We start from the raw sequence: 14,727 nt of genomic DNA, 5'->3' as shown, positions 1-14,727 counted from the left end.
CGGGTGCACGGGTCCCGCGGCACACCCCGGCCGCGGGTGTACCGCACGACGTTTCGGGTGCGGGTGTCCCGCATAAAAGGGAAGGACACCGACTAGCGTGCTGAGCTTCTTCGGTCGCGACACGTTCGCCAAGGCGACCGCCCCGCTGGGCAAGGCGCTGGTGAACACCGGACTCACGCCGGACGCGATGACGCTCATCGGCACCACCGCGTCGATCGCGGCCGCGGTCACCTTGTTCCCCACCGGACATCTGTTCTGGGGAACCATGGTGATCTGGCTGTTCGTCATGTTCGACATGCTCGACGGCGCGATGGCGCGCGCCCGCGGCGGCGGCACGAAATACGGTGCGGTGCTGGACGCCACCTGTGACCGGGTGGCGGACGGGGCCATCTTCGGCGGCCTGGCCTGGTGGGCGGTCTACCATGAGGACAGCAAGCACCTGTTCGCGGCGACCCTGGTGGTGCTGGTGACCTCGCAGGTCATCTCGTACGCCAAGGCGCGTGCGGAGGCCAGCGGGCTGTCCGCCGACGGTGGCCTCATCGAGCGGCCGGACCGTCTCGTCATCGTGCTGGTCGGCGCCGGGCTCACCGGTATCGGCGGGCATTACGGCATCGAATGGCTGAGTTACGCGGTGTACGCGGCCATGTACGCGCTGGCGGTGCTGAGCATCATCACCGTCTTCCAGCGCGTGCTGGCGGTGCGCAATTCACCCGGTGCGCGCGACGTCATCGCGCTCGCCGCCAAGTCCCCGGAGGAACCGCAGCGGTGACGACCTCCGATTTCACCTCCGCGCTCAGCGACAAGGCGTACGCGGCGGGGTGGCGGCTGGTGCGCGCCCTGCCCGAGCGCGCGGTGCGCCGCGCCTTCGACGCGGGAGCCGACGCCGCGGCGCGGCGGGCCAACCGGGCCGCGCGCGCCGGGCAGCCGAATCAGTTGCGCCGCAACCTCGCCCGCGTGTTGGGAGTGCCGCCGGAGCAGGTTCCGGATCAGCTGATCCACAAGAGCATGCGCTCCTACGCCCGCTACTGGCGCGAGGCGTTCCGGCTGCCGTCCATGGATCACGCGGCGCTCGGGGGGCGCCTGCGGGTACACCAGGTCGAGAACCTGGAGGCCGCGCTCGCCCGGGGCAAGGGCGTGGTCCTGGTACTGCCGCATTCCGGGAACTGGGATATGGCGGGGGTGTGGCTGGTGCAGAACCACGGCCGATTCTGCACCGTCGCCGAACGGTTGCGGCCGGAATCGCTGTTCGAGCGGTTCGTCGCCTACCGCGAGAGCCTCGGCTTCGAGGTCTTCCCGCTCACCGGCGGTGAACAGCCGCCCTTCCCGCAGTTGGCGGAGCGGCTGCACGCGGGCGGCATCGTCTGTCTGATGGGGGAACGCGACCTCACCGGCAAGGGGGTGCCGGTCACCTTCTTCGGTGAGCGCACCTGGATGCCCGCGGGCGCGGCCAAGCTGGCGGTCGAGACCGGGGCGGCGCTGATCCCGGTGCACTGCTGGTTCACCGAGGATGCCGCGGGCAACGAGTCATGGGGGTTCAAGACCGAACCGGCCCTCGACGTTTCGGGTGGCGTAGCGGCGGCAACCCAGGCATTGGCGGACCGCTTCGCGGCCAATATCGCCACCCACCCCGCCGATTGGCACATGCTGCAACCGCTGTGGGAGCGTGACCTGTCGGAGGCCCGGCTCGACCGTATCGTGGCGGCGCAGCGCGAACTCGGCTACACCCGGGGCGACGGGCGGATGACGAGTGCACAGACGGCAGCGGATGTCGACGCGCGAGGTGTCGGCGTAGCCGGTGTCGACGCGAGCGGTATCGACGCCGCGGGCACCGGCGCATCCGATGTCGGTGCGGCAGGTGCCGACCCCGCGGATGCCGCGGCGGTCTCCGACATCGCGGCGGCCGACAATGGCGCGGCGGCCGCTCCGGATGCGGACGGCACGGTCGACGGCACAAGGCGCAAGGGGGAAGGAGCGCTATGAGAATCGGCATGGTCTGCCCGTACTCGTTCGACGTTCCCGGCGGAGTGCAGGCGCATGTCGTGGAGCTGGCGCAGGTGCTCATCGAGCGCGGGCACAAGGTGAGCGTGCTCGCGCCCGCCGCCGACGACACCCCGCTGCCCGATTTCGTGGTGCCGGCGGGCCGCGCGGTCGCCATCCCGTACAATGGGTCGGTGGCGCGGCTGTCCTTCGGGCCCACCGCCTACACCCGTATCCGGCGCTGGATCGCCGAGAACGACTTCGACGTGCTGCACATCCACGAGCCCAACGCGCCGAGCCTGTCCATGCTGGCACTCAAGATCGCCGAGGGGCCGATCGTCGCCACCTTCCACACCTCGACCACGAAATCGTTGGTGCTCAGCACTTTTCAGGGCGTGCTCCGGCCGTACCACGAGAAGATCAGCGGCCGCATCGCGGTGAGCGAGCTGGCGCGGCGCTGGCAGGTGGAGGCCCTCGGCGGCGACGCGGTGGAGATCCCCAACGGCGTCGATGTGCCCGCCTTCGCGCACGCGCCGCTGCTGGACGGCTATCCGAGACCGGGCGGCACCGTGCTGTTCCTGGGCCGCTACGACGAGCCGCGCAAGGGCATGGACGTGCTGTTGGGCGCGCTGCCCGCGCTGGTGCGCCGCCACCCCGACCTCCAGGTGCTGATCGTCGGGCGCGGTGACGAGGAGCGGCTGCGCCGCGAAGCGGGGCGCAACGCCGGTCATCTGCGTTTCCTCGGCCAGGTCAGCGACGCGGAGAAGGCGTCGGCCATGCGCAGCGCCGACGTGTACTGCGCGCCGAACATCGGCGGCGAGAGCTTCGGCATCGTGCTGGTGGAGGCCATGGCCGCCGGCACCGCCGTGGTTGCCAGCGAACTGGACGCCTTCCGCCGGGTGCTGCGCGACGGCACCGCGGGAATGCTGGTGCCCGTGGGCGATTCGGGCCGCCTCGCCACCGCCCTGGACACCATGCTCACCGACACCCGGCGGCGCGAGGAGTACATCCGCACCGCCAATCAGGTTGTCGGCGAATACGACTGGCCGGTGGTGGCCGAACAGATCCTGCGCGTCTACGAGACCGTCACCGTCGGCGACACTCGGGTGCGGACCGCCGGATGATCACCTTCTCCGCGACCACCATCCTGGTTCTCGCGCTGGTGACGGCGCTGATCCTGACCGTCGGCGTCTGGGCCTACACCACCGCCAACCGGCTCGACCGGCTGCACGTGCGCGGCGACCAGGCCCGGCACGCCCTCGATGCGGCCCTGGCGCGGCGCGCCGTGGTGGCGCGGTCGGTGGCCACCACCATCGGCAGCCCGGAGGCCGATGCGGAGGTGGTCGACCGGGCGCGCCGTCTCACCGTGCTGGCCGACCGCGCCGAACGCGCCAACTGGCGCGACCGCGAAACCGTCGAAAATCAGTTGGCGGCAGCGCTTTCCGCCGTCGACATCACGCGGCTGCCGCCGCAGCTGGTGGCCGAACTCGCCGACGCCGAGGCCCGCGTTCTCATCGCGCGCCGCTTCCACAACGACGCCGTTCGCGACGCCCTGGCGCTGCGCACCCGCCGTCTGGTCCGGCTGCTGCACCTCGGCGGCACCGCGCCGCTGCCCACCTACTTCGAGATCGCCGAGCGGGTGACCCCCGCCGCCTCCACGGGGCTGGACGTCGACACGGTCCGCACCTCCGCCCGCGTGGTGCTGCTCGACGAGCAGGACCGGGTGCTGCTGCTGCGCGGCAACGACCCCAAGGCCCCCGACATCCCCTTCTGGTTCACCATCGGCGGGGGAGTCGACCCCGGGGAGTCCCTGCGCGCGGCCGCGGTGCGGGAACTCTACGAGGAAACCGGCTACACCGCCGATTCCTCCCAGCTGCGCGGTCCGCTCTGGCGACGGGTGGCGGTGTTCCCGTTCAACGGTGAACTCATCCGCTCCGAGGAACTGTTCTTCGCCCTGCGCGTGCGCACCTTCACCCCCGAACCGGCGAACCTGACCTTCGTCGAGCGCCGCTGCATTTCCGGCAGCAAATGGTGCACCCCCGCCGACATCGTCGACCTGGACCGCATGGGCGAAACCGTCTACCCCTACCACTTGGACCAACTTCTCCCCGAAGCCCTCGCGGCCGTGGCCGCCGACACCGACCCCGAGGTCCGCTCCATTCGCTGATCGGCGAGGGGGAATCGGTGGCGGGGGCCACTCGGGCGATGCCGCCACCGATTCCCCCTCGCGACCTCAGCCGAAGGAGGAGCTGCGGACGGGGCCGGGGGAGTCGATGCTGAAGCGGGGGCCGGTGAGCCAGGCGGGGCGGGTGGCCGTGACGAAGGCGGTGAAGGCGGTGTCGGGGTCGGCGGGGGTGTCGCCGTCGCCGGGGTCCGGGGTGCCATCGGCGGCGACGATGTCGGCGGCGATCTCCGATTCCGGGCGGCTGTCGGCGGGCAGGTCGTCGCGGACGCCGTCGGGGGTCACCCGCAGGCGCGACTCCCACGGCGGCACCACGTGCTGGCCCAGCAGGCCGGTGACATCCGCGCTGAGCGCGGGCGGGGAGGTCCAGCAGGAGGCGTGCTCGAACAGGATGCGGCCGTCGGTGCGGTCCCGCAGCGTCGGCTCCAGGTCATCGTCCAGTTCCCGCAGGTCGTAGGCGACGACCAGGGTGTCGGTGGCGTCCGGGGTGTAGGGCAGCGCCGGAAGGCCGAGCAGTTCGGCCGCCGCCAGGCCCAGAATGCGGTCGCCGCGGCCGGGGAGCAGGGAGACGGTGCGCGGGCGGCGCTCGGCCGCCGCGAGCACCAGCGCCAGCCGATCGAGGGTCTGCCGACACTGGTCGTGGCTGTCCTGCGTATACGCCCACCGGCCGGTCATCCCGGCGTTGAAACCGAACGGCGACAGCGTCGCCAGGTAGCCGCCGGTGATGGTGAAATGCCAGCCGCGCAGGTCCTGGTGGTCCAGCGGCCCGGCGTCCGCCGCGAACTCGGCCCGCCGCAGCATATTCCGCAGCCGGTCGTAGGCGGGCCGCCAGTCCGGGTCCTCCGGTGCGGGCAGCCGCGCAGCATGCTCGCGAGCCAGCGGCAGATTGTCGGCCAGGACGGCATTGAACACCAGCAGGTAGCGGTGCGGCCACGCGTCCAACACCGCATCGTGCTCGGCGAGCAGCTCGGCCGCCGCACCGTGGCGGTGTTCGCGCTCCAGGGCATCGGACAGGCTGCCCAGGATGGCGGGCTGGCCGGGAGCCAGGCGCAGTGCGGCCCGCAGCGCCGGAACCGCGAGGAAGGCGATGCCGCGTTCGGCGCAGCCGACGCCGAAGTGGAACAGGGCTACCGGATCGCCGGGTGCTCCGGCCGCCGCGCGAGCCGCCTCGGCGAGATCGTCGAAGCCGATGGCGGCCGCGGCGTGCGCGACCACCTCGGCGAGTTCGGGCAGGGGTGCGGTTTCGGCCGCCGGGCGCAGCGCGCGGACGGCCCCGGGCACATCGCCCGCGGCCAGCAGGCCGCGAGCCGATTCGAGTACATCAGTCATCGTCGACAATCTTCTGCGACAGCCGAATCCGGGGCAATCGGATATTCGTTCGCCCCGAATCGGCCTGCGCGCGGGTGCAGCATCGGGACCTGCGGGTGCCGTCCACGCCCCGCCTGCGCGGATTCCTCCCGGCGAGGAACGGGCGCTGCCGTGCGACGGACGCGTCGCGAACAGGTGAGCATGGCGGCGCGCACGTCGCAGGTACCGCCGCGAGCCCGCGAGCATGGTGGCGGGCATGTCCGGTGGGTAGGACCGGTTCGCGATTGCGGGACCGGGGCGGGGGCCGCTCGCTTACCGTGGCCCGTGACTGTCGAGCGGCTGTGAGGATCGATATGAAGCTGATGTACGCGCTGTGGGGTGCGGGGTTGGACGAGCGGCTGCACGAGGTGGGCCTGCGGCGGCGGCTGGCCGAGTGCGGGGCCACCGAGTTGCAGGTGAACGTGCGGGACGCGGAGGTGGCGGCGGCGCAGGTGCGGCACAGCACCTACCCGGAGCCGATCGCCGCGATCGTCGGCGTGCGCACCGCGGGCGAGCACGAATCCGTCACCGCCGCACTGCGTTCCGTTGCCGATGAGGTGAACGGGTGGATCGTGGACGAACGGGTGCCCATCGCCGCGCCGGAGACCGGGGACGGGGTGCGGGCCGATGCCCTGGCCAATGTCGCCCTGCTGCGCATTCCCGCCGACCTCACCCGGGAGGAGTGGCTGCACCGCTGGCACGGTTCGCACACCACCGTCGCCATCGAGACGCAGGCCACCTTCGGCTACGTCCAGAACACCGTGAATGCGCCGGTCACCGACGGCAAGCGGGTCGACGCGCTCGTCGAGGAACTGTTCCCGATGGCGGCCATGACCAGCCCGCACGCCTTCTACGGCACCGGTGGCGACGAGGCCGAACTCCAGCGCCGCATCACCCGCATGATGGAGAGCGTGGTCGCCTTCGGGGCGCATCTGGACCTGGATGTCGTGCCCACCAGCCGCTACGTGTACGCGCTCGGCCCGGTACCGGGAGCGGCTGTGCCGGGTGGTGATCTCCACTAGGGTCGGACGCGGCGCGTCGTGACGGATGCGGTGCGCTCGTTGGAGGTGAATGGTTTCGTGTCTTATCTGCTCTACGACTTCCTGTTGCCCTATATGGGCCCGTCGGCGGCCGAATACTGGGCGACGATCTTCGTCATCGGACCCATCGCGGGATAACCGCGCAGGGTAACGCCGCAGATCCCGGGCGAATTTCCGCGCGGACACGCCGATAGCGAACACCGACATTCCGGATAACTGGTGGTTTGCTCTCCGGAATGCGATATGTCGCGAAATTCGTCGTGGCCGCGTTGGCGGCAGGCGCGATGACGATCGGCAGCGCAGCGGCCGCGAACGCGGAGTGCTCCGCGCGCTGCGCGGAAGACGCCGCGCCCGTGGCCGGCGGCCTGGTGCCGAATCTGCTGGGCATGGGCCTGAGCGTGGGCACGGCGCTGTACGGGCTCACGCCCAAGGCCATCGCCCTGATCATCGTTCCGGCGCACGAGTTCCCGGCTTTCGACAACATCATCACGCGCGAAAGCGGCTGGGATATCTTCGCCCTCAATCCGACCAGCGGCGCCTACGGTCTGCCGCAGGCACTTCCGGCGCACAAGATGGCCAGCCACGGCCCGGACTGGATGTTCAACCCCGTCACCCAGATCCGTTGGGCCTACGACTATATGAACGAGCGCTACGGCAGTCCCACTGCCGCCTGGGCGTTCTGGCAGGCCAACGGCTGGTACTGACCGCGCCGGAACGAGTCTCCCGCGGTCATCGGCTACCTGTCGTCCGGTTGTCCCGGTGGTCCGCGGACCGCCCCGGCCGCCACCTTCGCGGAGACGGCGGAGGGCAGGTGTGCTGGACACCTCGTCGTTCCCGGACAAGCGTCAGGTCTTCGGGGCCATTCGCACGGGTCGCCTGGAGTTCACCGGACCCACCATGCGCACCCGCCGGATGGCGTCGGTGCTGCGATCGACCCCACCGCCGCCGTAGCGGTGGAATAGCCGGTAAACGTGATCTGCGCTACTGGCTGGCAGGCGGGCAGTCCAGTCGTACTCGACTGGATATCTAGCGGCCCGGGGGAGGGGCCTAGAATCGGGGTGTTCGATTCCGAGCGAGATCCGATAGGCCCAGATGACACAGGAGTTTGCCGTGACCACGTCCGACACCACCACCATCGGCACCGCCCGCGTGAAGCGCGGCATGGCCGAGATGCTGAAGGGCGGTGTGATCATGGATGTCGTCACGCCGGAGCAGGCCAAGATCGCCGAGGACGCGGGCGCCGTCGCCGTCATGGCGCTGGAGCGCGTGCCCGCCGATATCCGCGCCCAGGGCGGGGTCTCCCGCATGAGCGATCCGGACATGATCGACGGCATCATCGCCGCCGTCTCCATCCCGGTCATGGCCAAGGCCCGGATCGGCCACTTCGTGGAGGCCCAGATCCTGCAGTCCCTCGGCGTCGACTACATCGACGAGTCCGAGGTGCTGACCCCGGCGGACTACTCCAACCACATCGACAAGTTCGCCTTCACCGTGCCGTTCGTCTGCGGCGCGACCAACCTGGGCGAGGCGCTGCGCCGGATCACCGAGGGTGCGGCCATGATTCGCTCCAAGGGCGAGGCGGGCACCGGCGACGTCTCCAACGCCACCACCCACATGCGCAAGATCCGCGACGAGATCCGCCGCCTGACCTCGCTGCCCGAGGACGAGCTGTACGTCGCGGCCAAGGAACTCCAGGCCCCGTACGAGCTGGTGCGCGAGGTGGCCCAGACCGGCAAGCTGCCGGTGGTGCTGTTCACCGCCGGTGGTATCGCCACCCCGGCCGACGCCGCCATGATGATGCAGCTCGGCGCCGAGGGCGTATTCGTCGGCTCCGGCATCTTCAAGTCCGGCAATCCGGAGCAGCGTGCCGCCGCCATCGTCAAGGCCACCACGTTCTACGACGATCCGGACGTGCTCGCCAAGGTCTCGCGCGGCCTGGGTGAGGCCATGGTCGGCATCAATGTCGAGGAGATCCCGCAGCCGCACCGGCTCGCCGAGCGCGGCTGGTAGGCCACCGGCGGTAGCGGGCCGTGCGCTGACGTCAAGTCCGGGAGACGGGAATCCGTCGTCCCGGCGCGACCCGGCCGCGCGCCCGCTACCTGCGCGCATACCCTCCAGCAAACGCGGCAACATTTCCAGGATCGCACTGCGGCAAATTTACGACCTGCTGATTCCTCGCTAGCCTTCGAGTCGGTCACCGGTGAACTGTCGAAGTGAAGCATCCTGGCAAGGAGTCCGCATGCTGGAAATCGATCAATTCACCTATGGCTGGCTGACACCCGTTCTCGCCTACACCATGTCGGTCACCGGCTCATTGCTGGCGCTGCGTTGCATGGTGCGTGCCCGCGCCCGCGGCGGGCACGGCGGGTGGGTGGCCATCGGGGCCGTCGCCCTCGGCGGCACCGGTATCTGGGTCATGCATTTCATCGCCATGCTCGGTTTCTCGGTGCAGGACACCACCATTCGCTACGACGTGCCGGTCACGCTGTTCAGCGCCGCCGTCGCCATGGGGGTGGTGTGGGTCGGGCTGTCCATCGTGGTGCACCAGCACGCCGAGGCGTTCGCGCTCATCACCGGCGGCGCGATCACCGGGCTCGGCGTGGGAGCCATGCACTACTCGGGCATGTACGCCATGAAGACCGACGCGATGGTGCGCTACGACCCCTGGATCGTCTTGCTGTCCTTGGTGATCGCCATTGTCGCCGCCACCGCCGCACTGTGGTTCACCCTGCACGTGCGCGGCTTCGGGTCCACAGTCGGCGCGGCCCTCATCATGGGGGTGGCGGTATCCGGCATGCACTACACCGGAATGTTCTCCATGAGCGCGCATGTCGCCGAGCACGTGCACACGCCGTCGGGCGCGCAGGCGGGCCAACTGCTGGCGCCGCTCATCGTGGCCGTCGGCATGGCGACCATGTTGACGCTGCTCCAGGTGGGCATCACCGAGATCGACGAGCCCGACCTGAGCCGGATACGAGGCCAGCGCGCGAGTCGGTTCTGGCCCAGCCGGGACAGCGCCGGTGCGGTGGCCGATCCCGCCGACGACTTCCCCACCCAGTCGCTGCGGTCACGGCACCGCCGCTATTGAGTTGTGGACCAGGACCCCGAATCACTCGGGGAGAAGCGGAAATACATGTTCAGCGCATCGTCGAGTTCGATGGCGGAGATGCCCGTGATGCCCAGCTCCCGCGCCCAGTCGATGACCAGAAAGGCGGGGGCCGTGCCGTTCATGGTGCCGAGCAGGGCGTAGTAGCTCGCGGTGCCGGCCCGGTAGACGGCCGCGGGCAGCCGCCCGTCCCCGGCGGGGGCGTGCAGGTAGCGCAGGTAGTCGTAGACGGGCTGCGTCATCCGCGCGTACGCCTGCTGTCGGCGCACGTAGCGCAGCGGCGGCAGCGGATGGGTGGTGGAGGCACGGTAGTACTGGAAGTAGTAGATGTCGGAGTTTCGCAGCGGCTCCCGCGCCGAGCATCGCTGGTTCTGCCAGGACAGAATGCGTCCCATGCTGGGCTGCGGCGTGTTCTCGTAATACGACATGCTGTCGGTCGCAGACCGCCACGTGGTGCGCAATGCCCAGCCGAGCCTGGTGTGCGTGTCGCTGTGGCCGACCCGCTGGGTGCGGTAGGCGGTATCGAAGACGGCGAGTTTGTCATCCTTGGCCATCTCCCGCTGGGTGGTGTCGGGAGTCGAGAGCGCGGCCGCGGCGGCCCGCATCAGCTGCTCCCGCCGCATCCCCACCGTCCGGCACTCCGCGTAGGCCGCCGCCCAGGATTTCCAGTTCGTCGTCGCGGTCGCGGCGAAGGCGGATACCGCGTCGTCCGCACCGAGCGGCGGTGGCTCCGGCACCCCGAACTCCGGCACCTCCAACTCCGGCACCTCGCGACGATCCGTGGCGAGGTGGTCTTCGGCGGAGGTCATGCCACTCACCGTCCTTCATGAGTCGTGCGCATGCCGAGCGCCCACCGGTGCTGTCCAGTGTGCGCCGAAACCACCGTGCGAACCGTCGGGTCCGGTGAGGTTGGCACCCGAAGTCAGCGATGCCGGTCTGCTTCGACCGGCGGCTCGGCGAGTGCGCACAGCGCCGCCGCGGCGACCCGCACCGGCAATGCCGTGTTCATCTCCGTGATCGGCGAATACATCCGCGGCCGTGCCGAACTCGCGGCCGTCATGCAGGAGGCGGCGACCGCGGGCGTCAGGGCAGATGGGCGACCACCGCGAACATGGTCACCGAGCAGTGGTAGTCGCCCGCCTCGGCGCCGCGGGCGAGTTCGGACAGGAACCGCTCGCGCTGGTCGGGGGTGACGGCGCCGGCGGAGACGGCCTGCTCCAGACCCGTCGCCAGCATGGTGTCGATGAAGGTCCGGTCCCACACCACGGCATCGGCGCCGATCTCGTCGACCGTCAGCCCCGCCGCGGCGAGCAGGCCGGGCAGGCGGCGGCCGGAATGGCGGTTTGCGGTCTGGGCCAGCCACGACTCCAACAGTGCCGCAACGACATCCGGATCGCCCGGATGAATGATGGCGGTCGACCAGTCGCTGTCGATCAGCGCCGCCCGCCCACCGGGCCGCAGCACCCGGGCGATCTCCGCGGTGGCCCGCCCGGGATGGTCGAGATGCTGGTAGACGCGCTCGCAGCGCACGGCGTCGAAACTGTCGTCGGGGAAGGGCAGTCCGTACACGCTGCCCTCGACGAACTCCGCCGCGATCCCCGCCGCCGCGGCCCGCGCCCGCGCCTCCGTCAACATGCCCGGATTCGGATCCACCCCGACCGCCGCGCCCCCGGCCCCCGCCAGCCGGGCCATGGCCAGCACCTCCGACCCGGTACCCGACCCGATATCCAGCACCCGATCCCCGGCCGCGATCTCCAACGCCGCCCGCGTCCACTCCCGCAGCCGCCGCACCCCCGGCAACGCGGCCTGCGCATCGAGCACCTCGACGAGAAACTCCTGCTGCTCCTCGTCCCCGACTCGATCGGCGTGAAACGACGGCTCGGCGGTGTGCTCGGTCATGATGCCGTTGTACCTCGAGTTCGGCTTGGTGAGGGCCGCGAACGCGCCGCGAGCTCGCTGGCACCGCCGCACCGGGCTACCGCAGGCGGAGGGCGGGGCGACCGGGGTGGTCCCAGGCGACGGTGATGTCGGGTTCGTCGGGGTGCTCGCGTTCGTGTGCGCGCAGCGCCGCGATCGTGAAGTGGTCCGCTTCGGGGGTGGTGCGGCGCAGGGCGGCGTCGGACATGCGCAGCGATACCGTGAGATCGAAGGGCAGGTCGCGGCCGAGCAGCATCGGGCCCGCGACGAACAGGACGGTATTCGGCGGGGTCGCGCGGGTGGCGGCGCGGGCGGCGCGGTCGGTGCGCTCGTTCCAGAGGGCGGGGAGGTAGCGGTGGTGGTCGCGGAGTGGTTGCAGCACTTCGCGGTTCAGGGCGGCGTAGTCGAACCAGGCGGTGCGGTAGGACAACTCGTCGGTGCGGCCGAATTCGTAGCGCAGGGAGGCGGGGCGGACGAAGTCGTGCAGCGCGATCACAGCGGCGGCGCGGCCGTGGCCGACGGCCCGGTCGGCGACGGTGCGGGCGAAACGCACCGGGTCGGCGGCGTCCGCGCCGTCCACCGCCACCACGGCGGGTGCGGGCAGGGCGAAGGCGCGGTCGGCGATGCGGTCGGCGAGAGCCTCCGGGGTGAGGGCGGCGAACTCGGGCACCCCATCATCTATACCCGGCACCGTTCGCCCGAACGTCGCCACCAGGTTGTTAGCCTGAGCCGGACAATCCGGAAAGGGACGGTGCATGGCGACGATCGAAGAGGCCCTCGAGATAGAGCACATCGAGCGCGACATCTTCCGCGGCGCGTCCACCAAGACGCAGCTGCCGCGCACATTCGGTGGACAGGTCGCCGGGCAGGCGCTGGTCGCGGCGGTGCGCACCGTGGAACCGCGCTTCCAGGTGCACTCGCTGCACGGCTACTTCCTGCGGCCCGGCAATCCGGTGGAGCCGACCGTGTACCTGGTCGACCGGATTCGCGACGGGCGTTCCTTCTGCACCCGCCGGGTGACCGGCGTGCAGAACGGTGAGGCTATCTTCACCATGTCGGCGTCGTTCCACATCGGCGACGAGGGCCCGCAGCATCAGGACACCATGCCCGCCGTGCCGCCGCCGCACGAACTGCCCGACGCCAAGACCACCATGAGCCCGGAACGGCTGTGGGCCATGCGCGAATGGGAGCACTGGGATATCCGCACCATTCCGCAGGAGCAGGTGTCGCGCCGCGACGGCCTGGCCGCCCAGCAGCAGGTGTGGTTCCGCTACCGGCATCCGCTGCCCGACGATCCGCTGTTCCACGTCTGCACGCTGGCCTACATGAGCGATATGACGCTGCTCGGGTCCTCGAAGGTCATCCACCCCGACGAGCCCACCCAGAACGCCTCGCTGGACCACGCCATGTGGTTCCTGCGCCCGTTCCGCGCCGACGACTGGCTGCTCTACGACCAGCAGTCGCCGTCCGCCGGGCTGGGCCGGGCGCTGACCGCCGGTCGCATCTGGAATCAGCGCGGTGAGATGGTGGCGGTCGTGGTGCAGGAGGGGCTCATCCGCACGCTGCGCGAGCCGGGTGCGTCGTTCCCGCCCGGCACCAACTGACCTGCCGCGCAGCCTGAGCCACCCCGGGTGTGCCGGGCCACAAGGACCGCGGTCCGTATGCTCGAAGCCGTGAATCCGACCATTGGTGTGCTGGCGCTACAGGGCGACGTCCGCGAGCATATGCGTGCACTCGTCGAATGCGGGGCCGATCCGGTACCCGTGCGGCGGGCCGCCGAACTCGCCGCGGTGGACGCTCTGGTGCTGCCCGGCGGTGAATCGACCGCCATCAGCAAGCTGCTGGAGGTCTTCGAGCTGCTGGAGCCGCTGCGGCAGCGGCTGCGCGACGGCATGCCCGCGTACGGTTCCTGTGCGGGCATGATCCTGCTGGCCTCGGAGGTGCTCGACACCCGGCCGGATATGCAGCCGCTGTACGGCATCGATATGACGGTGCGGCGCAACGCCTTCGGCCGTCAGGTGGACTCCTTCGAAACCGATCTCGACTACGCCGGGCTCGACGACGGCCAGGTGCGCGCGGTGTTCATCCGCGCCCCGTGGGTGGAGAAGATCGGCGACGGGGTGGAGGTGCTGGCGACCGTGCCGTCCGGGCCCGCGGCGGGCCGGATGGTGGCCGTTCGGCAGGGCAATGTCATGGCGACCTCGTTCCACCCGGAGGTCACCGGAGATCTGCGCGTTCACCGTCTGTTCGTCGACACCATGGTGCGCCCACGCGCCGGTGTGTGAACGCGCGATAGTCTCTATCGGGAAATCACGTCCCCTGAAAAGAGGAAGTAGGGAATGAGCGGCCACTCCAAATGGGCCACCACCAAGCACAAGAAGGCTGCCCTCGATGCCAAACGGGGCAAGCTCTTCGCGAAGCTGATCAAGAACATCGAGGTGGCGGCGCGGACCGGTGGTGGTGACCCGGATGGCAACCCGACGCTCTACGACGCCATCCAGAAGGCCCGCAAGAACTCGGTGCCGCTGGACAATATCGAGCGCGCCCGCAAGCGCGGCGGCGGCGAAGAGGCCGGCGGTGCCGACTGGCAGACCATCATGTACGAGGGCTACGGCCCCAGCGGTGTCGCGGTGCTGGTGGAATGCCTCACCGACAACCGCAACCGCGCCGCGGGCGAGGTCCGCGTGGCGGTGACCCGCAACGGCGGCAATATGGCCGATCCCGGCTCGGTGGCGTACCTGTTCTCCCGCAAGGGCGTCGTGACGCTGGAGAAGAACGGCCTCTCCGAGGACGACATCCTGATGGCCGTGCTCGACGCCGGCGCCGAAGAGGTCAACGACCTGGGCGACGAGTTCGAGATCATCTCCGAACCCGGTGACCTGGTCGCGGTCCGCAGCGCCCTGCAGGGTGCGGGCATCGACTACAACTCGGCCGAGTCCGGCTTCCAGCCCTCGGTGTCGGTCCCCGCCGACGCCGAACTGGCCAAGAAGGTGTTCAAGCTCGTCGACGCCCTCGAGGACTGCGACGACGTGCAGAACGTCTACACCAATATCGACGTCTCGGACGAGGTGCTGGCGCAGCTCGACGCGGAATAGCGCGATACTCGACGACCCCCGGCGGCCATGCCGCGGGGGTCGTCGGTGTATCAAAGGGGTGCG

15 protein-coding genes and 1 pseudogene are annotated in these 14,727 nt (G+C 70.1%); 12 read left to right on the top strand and 4 right to left on the bottom strand.

Annotated features, from left to right (window positions below):
• Nucleotides 1–97: 97 nt before the first annotated feature.
• From pgsA to QMO76_RS23685, 4 genes and pseudogenes are all read left to right on the top strand, one after another.
• Nucleotides 98–769, top strand: coding sequence for a phosphatidylinositol phosphate synthase (gene pgsA / locus QMO76_RS23700; RefSeq protein WP_306363533.1), 672 nt, complete (start codon nt 98–100; stop codon nt 767–769).
• Nucleotides 766–1,701, top strand: a pseudogene (locus tag QMO76_RS23695) (phosphatidylinositol mannoside acyltransferase); the annotation flags it as partial. The gene pgsA and the pseudogene QMO76_RS23695, both read left to right, overlap by 4 nt.
• A 275-nt stretch (nt 1,702–1,976) precedes the next feature.
• Entirely contained in the window at nt 1,977–3,101 is a 1,125-nt protein-coding gene (locus QMO76_RS23690; protein ID WP_306363532.1) for a glycosyltransferase family 4 protein, read from the top strand.
• Entirely contained in the window at nt 3,101–4,144 is a 1,044-nt protein-coding gene (locus tag QMO76_RS23685; protein ID WP_306363668.1) for an NUDIX hydrolase, read from the top strand. The genes QMO76_RS23690 and QMO76_RS23685 overlap by 1 nt, the downstream gene beginning before the upstream one ends.
• Nucleotides 4,145–4,210: 66 nt before the next feature.
• Here QMO76_RS23685 and QMO76_RS23680 read toward each other — a convergent pair whose 3' ends face one another.
• Nucleotides 4,211–5,488, bottom strand: coding sequence for a hypothetical protein (locus QMO76_RS23680; protein ID WP_306363531.1), 1,278 nt, complete (start codon nt 5,486–5,488; stop codon nt 4,211–4,213).
• 332 nt (nt 5,489–5,820) lie between these two features.
• Between QMO76_RS23680 and QMO76_RS23675 the strand changes: the two genes are divergently transcribed.
• From QMO76_RS23675 to QMO76_RS23655, 5 genes are all read left to right on the top strand, one after another.
• On the top strand, nt 5,821–6,528 hold the full coding sequence (locus QMO76_RS23675) for an EthD domain-containing protein (RefSeq protein ID WP_306363530.1): 708 nt from the start codon (nt 5,821–5,823) through the stop codon (nt 6,526–6,528).
• A 254-nt stretch (nt 6,529–6,782) separates the two neighbouring features.
• The gene (locus tag QMO76_RS23670) at nt 6,783–7,250 is read left to right on the top strand and encodes a transglycosylase SLT domain-containing protein (protein ID WP_306363529.1); all 468 of its coding nucleotides are present in this window, start codon (nt 6,783–6,785) and stop codon (nt 7,248–7,250) included.
• Between the two features lie 109 nt (nt 7,251–7,359).
• Nucleotides 7,360–7,497, top strand: coding sequence for a hypothetical protein (locus QMO76_RS23665; protein ID WP_306363528.1), 138 nt, complete (start codon nt 7,360–7,362; stop codon nt 7,495–7,497).
• Between the two features lie 141 nt (nt 7,498–7,638).
• Nucleotides 7,639–8,556, top strand: a complete 918-nt coding sequence (pdxS, locus tag QMO76_RS23660; RefSeq protein ID WP_306363527.1) for a pyridoxal 5'-phosphate synthase lyase subunit PdxS — start codon at nt 7,639–7,641, stop codon at nt 8,554–8,556.
• A gap of 229 nt (nt 8,557–8,785) precedes the next feature.
• Nucleotides 8,786–9,634 (top strand): MHYT domain-containing protein, encoded by an 849-nt coding sequence (locus QMO76_RS23655; protein WP_306363526.1) that lies wholly within the window; start codon nt 8,786–8,788, stop codon nt 9,632–9,634.
• Here the strand turns inward: QMO76_RS23655 and QMO76_RS23650 are convergent.
• From QMO76_RS23650 to QMO76_RS23640, 3 genes are all read right to left on the bottom strand, one after another.
• On the bottom strand, nt 9,628–10,461 hold the full coding sequence (locus tag QMO76_RS23650; RefSeq protein ID WP_306363525.1) for a hypothetical protein: 834 nt from the start codon (nt 10,459–10,461) through the stop codon (nt 9,628–9,630). The genes QMO76_RS23655 and QMO76_RS23650 overlap by 7 nt on opposite strands.
• A 274-nt stretch (nt 10,462–10,735) precedes the next feature.
• A complete protein-coding gene (locus QMO76_RS23645) occupies nt 10,736–11,551 on the bottom strand; it encodes a methyltransferase domain-containing protein (RefSeq protein ID WP_306363524.1) in 816 nt (271 codons plus the stop codon).
• A 76-nt stretch (nt 11,552–11,627) separates the two neighbouring features.
• Nucleotides 11,628–12,239 carry a hypothetical protein gene (locus QMO76_RS23640; protein WP_306363523.1) on the bottom strand — a complete coding sequence of 204 codons (612 nt, stop codon included), beginning with the start codon at nt 12,237–12,239 and terminating at the stop codon, nt 11,628–11,630.
• Between the two features lie 85 nt (nt 12,240–12,324).
• On the opposite strand from QMO76_RS23640, the gene QMO76_RS23635 reads away from it, so the two are divergent.
• From QMO76_RS23635 to QMO76_RS23625, 3 genes are read left to right on the top strand one after another with little or no spacing between them, the layout of a single operon-like run.
• Nucleotides 12,325–13,173: an acyl-CoA thioesterase II gene (locus tag QMO76_RS23635; RefSeq protein WP_306363522.1), complete on the top strand. Its 849-nt coding sequence runs from the start codon at nt 12,325–12,327 to the stop codon at nt 13,171–13,173.
• A 57-nt stretch (nt 13,174–13,230) separates the two neighbouring features.
• On the top strand, nt 13,231–13,854 hold the full coding sequence (gene pdxT / locus QMO76_RS23630; RefSeq protein ID WP_306363521.1) for a pyridoxal 5'-phosphate synthase glutaminase subunit PdxT: 624 nt from the start codon (nt 13,231–13,233) through the stop codon (nt 13,852–13,854).
• 54 nt (nt 13,855–13,908) lie between these two features.
• A complete protein-coding gene (locus tag QMO76_RS23625; RefSeq protein WP_306363520.1) occupies nt 13,909–14,664 on the top strand; it encodes a YebC/PmpR family DNA-binding transcriptional regulator in 756 nt (251 codons plus the stop codon).
• Nucleotides 14,665–14,727: the final 63 nt, after the last annotated feature.

Origin of the sequence: Nocardia sp. CC227C (assembly GCF_030767025.1) — a bacterium.
Taxonomy (GTDB): domain Bacteria; phylum Actinomycetota; class Actinomycetes; order Mycobacteriales; family Mycobacteriaceae; genus Nocardia.
The sequence above is the reverse complement of the archived record's forward strand: the minus strand, read 5'-3'. Positions and strand labels throughout refer to the sequence as shown.

Coding starts and splice junctions, on each gene's coding strand:
- QMO76_RS23690 (WP_306363532.1), top strand. CDS start 1,977: ATGAGAATCGGCATGGTCTGCCCGTACTCGTTCGACGTTCCCGGCGGA.
- QMO76_RS23650 (WP_306363525.1), bottom strand. CDS start 10,461: ATGACCTCCGCCGAAGACCACCTCGCCACGGATCGTCGCGAGGTGCCG.
- QMO76_RS23655 (WP_306363526.1), top strand. CDS start 8,786: ATGCTGGAAATCGATCAATTCACCTATGGCTGGCTGACACCCGTTCTC.
- QMO76_RS23635 (WP_306363522.1), top strand. CDS start 12,325: ATGGCGACGATCGAAGAGGCCCTCGAGATAGAGCACATCGAGCGCGAC.
- QMO76_RS23625 (WP_306363520.1), top strand. CDS start 13,909: ATGAGCGGCCACTCCAAATGGGCCACCACCAAGCACAAGAAGGCTGCC.
- QMO76_RS23670 (WP_306363529.1), top strand. CDS start 6,783: ATGCGATATGTCGCGAAATTCGTCGTGGCCGCGTTGGCGGCAGGCGCG.
- QMO76_RS23645 (WP_306363524.1), bottom strand. CDS start 11,551: ATGACCGAGCACACCGCCGAGCCGTCGTTTCACGCCGATCGAGTCGGG.
- QMO76_RS23675 (WP_306363530.1), top strand. CDS start 5,821: ATGAAGCTGATGTACGCGCTGTGGGGTGCGGGGTTGGACGAGCGGCTG.
- QMO76_RS23680 (WP_306363531.1), bottom strand. CDS start 5,488: ATGACTGATGTACTCGAATCGGCTCGCGGCCTGCTGGCCGCGGGCGAT.
- pdxS (WP_306363527.1), top strand. CDS start 7,639: ATGACACAGGAGTTTGCCGTGACCACGTCCGACACCACCACCATCGGC.
- pdxT (WP_306363521.1), top strand. CDS start 13,231: ATGCTCGAAGCCGTGAATCCGACCATTGGTGTGCTGGCGCTACAGGGC.